A 2,468-nucleotide genomic window follows, 5' to 3' on the forward strand; every position below is an offset into this window, starting at 1 on the left:
GTGCCGACGCACCCCCGACCTGGTCGCCCGCGGCGGCCGGCTCGGCCTCCCGCTCGGCCGTCGGCCGGGACGCGGAGGGCCGTGCGGCACCCCGCAGCACGTAGGCGACGGCTCCGAGGATCGCGGCGGTGATCAGTGCGGCCGCCCAGTCGGGCAGGCCGAGCGCCAGAGCGAGGCCCACGGCGAGTGCCAGGGCCGCCCCGGCGTACAGGGCGACGGCGCCGGACGCGGCGTACAGCATGGCGGTGCGCCGTTGCTTGCGCGTCTGCTCGCGCAGCTCGTCGCGCACGGTCTCGCGCGCCACCTGCGCCAGCTCGTCGACCAGATGCTTGTCCAGATGCTCCAGGTGATCCAAGCGCTCCATGCCCGCCGGGTACCCGCGCAGGCGTACGCATAACGCGAGCGCAGAGCGCTGATCACCGGCCCCGTTCAGCTCTCGCGGCGAGGTCGGGAGGATCACGTGAAACGATCTCCCCGGCCCGGCCGCCCCAACTAGGCTCGTCGGCATGGAGATTCTGGGAACCACGCTGCGTGTCTGCGTCGACGACCTGGAGGCCACGCTCCCCTTCTACGAACGGCTGGCCGGCGGCCCCGCGCTGCGCTTCGAGCGCGGGGGTGTGCAGGTCGCCGCGGTCGGCTGCTTCCTGCTGATGAGCGGTCCGGAGGCCGAGCTGGAGATCCTCCGCAAGGTCGCCGCGACCATCGCGGTCAAGGACGTCGACGAGGCCCACCGGCTCCTCGACGACCTGGGCGCCCGCATCATCGCGGGCCCGGTGCCCACCCCGGTGGGCCGCAACCTGATCGTCATGCACCCGGACGGCGCGGTGTACGAGTACGTGGACCGCAAGGCCCCGTCCTAGCCCTTCCGCGCCTCGCGGGCCAGCGCCCGCGCCAACCCCGCCGCCTGGTCCAGCAGTTCGCGATCGATCGCACGGTCGGTACGGCGGTCCAGGACAACGCGTGGGCTCGACGAGCCCCGGCGGCACAGGAGTTCGGCCCGCAGATGAGTGGGCGGATGGGTGGCGTCCTGCTGGTGCCACTCCAACGCGCTGACCCTGCGCAGCCGTTCACGCTCCCGCGGCGGCACCGACGCCACCCGCTCGGCCAACCGCCGCCACAGCGCGTCGCCGCCCTGGGCCGCCTGCTCGCGCAGGGTGTCGCCGATCCGCTCCACCTGGAAGAGGGTCTCCATCAGCCGGACGGCGGCCTCGGTGGAGGCGACCTCGGCGGCCAGGTCGTCGGCGAGGTACTCCCTGCGCGGGAAGCCGCGCAGCGTGACCTTCTCCAGCAGGGTGAGCGCGCTCTGCGCCAGCCGGTGCGGCACCCCCAGCAGCAGCCCGGTCCACCGCCCGCGGGGTGCGAGGACCCGCTCCCAGAGCCACAGGGTGCGCAGTGCGCCGCCGACGAGACTCCCGTGCCGGGTGTCGCCGCCCGCGTAGTGGCCGAGTTCGTGGCCGAGCAGGGCCACCTTCTCCTGGGGCGAGAGCACGGACCACAGGCCGAGCCCCAGGTGCAGCACCCGCTGCCGCAGTCCGTACGTCGTGACGGCCGCGTTCACGGACGGGTCCACGACGATCGCGTCGACGCTCCGGGTGCCGACCTCCCGGGCCACGGAGTCCACCAGCCGGAACAGCCGGGGCGCGCTCTGCCGGTCCAGCCGGGCGACCGCCGGACGCAGTCTCGGGAACCTCGGTCGTAGCACGAGGAAGAGCGCCACCAAGGGGATCCCGGCGGCCGTCCCGAGGACGCCCCCGCCCACGAGCAGCCACACACCGGCCCCGAGCACGGCGAACGACAGCCCGTGCACGAGGAGGGCCAGCGCGTACGACAGGACGTACGCCGGTGTCCGGCGTGCCCGCCGCCCCCGCGTGCCCTCCCGGGCCAGTTCCTCGAACACGGCGACGGCGTGCTGTCCGGCGACCTCGCGCCGCAGCCGCGCGGTGCCGCCGAGGCCGTAGACGAAGAGCTCGGGCGCCACGTTGAAGTCGCAGCCGGCGCACCACACGGGGTATCCCTCGTCGACGGGCATGTCCGCCCCGCACTGCGGACAGGTCTGCTCCCCCATGCACACCCCCTCGCCTCGCACTCGTGTACGGCGACGAGGGCGGGCGCGGGAGCGGTTCGGGCGTGCGGCGACCAGGTTTCCTACGCCTCGGCGCGCGGTGGCCGCATACGGAAGTCGTAGTGCGGCGGCAGGGGTTCGTCGCCGACCCGGCTCCACAGCCGACCGATCGCCTCGGCGCCCTCTCGCAGGTCGGCGACCTCGAAGCCCTCCTCGAACACCGCCCGCGCCTCCTCTCGTCGCCCCTCCGCGAGCAGCAGTCCGGCCTCGATCAGCCGGAACCGCCCGCGCGCCCGGGTGCCGGTGCATCGCCCTGAACCCCGGCGACTCCAACCTGATCATGGCGATGCACGGCCTGATCCGCCTCGTCGACACCGCGGAACTCCTGGCAACGGAACTGATCTCC

The 2,468-nt window shown here is 73.9% G+C and carries 3 protein-coding genes and 2 pseudogenes; 2 read left to right on the forward strand and 3 right to left on the reverse strand.

The genetic code is table 11. The annotated features are described in order from the left end of the window. A partial coding sequence (locus tag ABZ896_RS52545) for a phage holin family protein (RefSeq protein ID WP_360946585.1) occupies positions 1 to 364 on the reverse strand: 364 nt, incomplete at its 3' end. Positions 365 to 506: 142 nt separating this feature from the next. Here ABZ896_RS52545 and ABZ896_RS52550 point away from each other — a divergent pair. Further along, positions 507 to 860, forward strand: coding sequence for a VOC family protein (locus tag ABZ896_RS52550; protein WP_360946587.1), 354 nt, complete (start codon positions 507 to 509; stop codon positions 858 to 860). Here the strand turns inward: ABZ896_RS52550 and ABZ896_RS52555 are convergent. After that, on the reverse strand, positions 857 to 2,065 hold the full coding sequence (locus tag ABZ896_RS52555) for a M48 family metallopeptidase (protein ID WP_360946590.1): 1,209 nt from the start codon (positions 2,063 to 2,065) through the stop codon (positions 857 to 859). The genes ABZ896_RS52550 and ABZ896_RS52555 overlap by 4 nt on opposite strands. An 80-nt stretch (positions 2,066 to 2,145) precedes the next feature. Further along, positions 2,146 to 2,361: pseudogene (locus ABZ896_RS52560) on the reverse strand (DUF5107 domain-containing protein); the annotation flags it as partial. Positions 2,362 to 2,396: 35 nt separating this feature from the next. Between ABZ896_RS52560 and ABZ896_RS52565 the strand changes: the two are divergent. Further along, positions 2,397 to 2,468, forward strand: a pseudogene (locus ABZ896_RS52565) (ATP-binding protein); the annotation flags it as partial.

The sequence above is a fragment of the Streptomyces sp. NPDC047072 genome, assembly GCF_040643855.1.
Classification (GTDB): domain Bacteria; phylum Actinomycetota; class Actinomycetes; order Streptomycetales; family Streptomycetaceae; genus Streptomyces.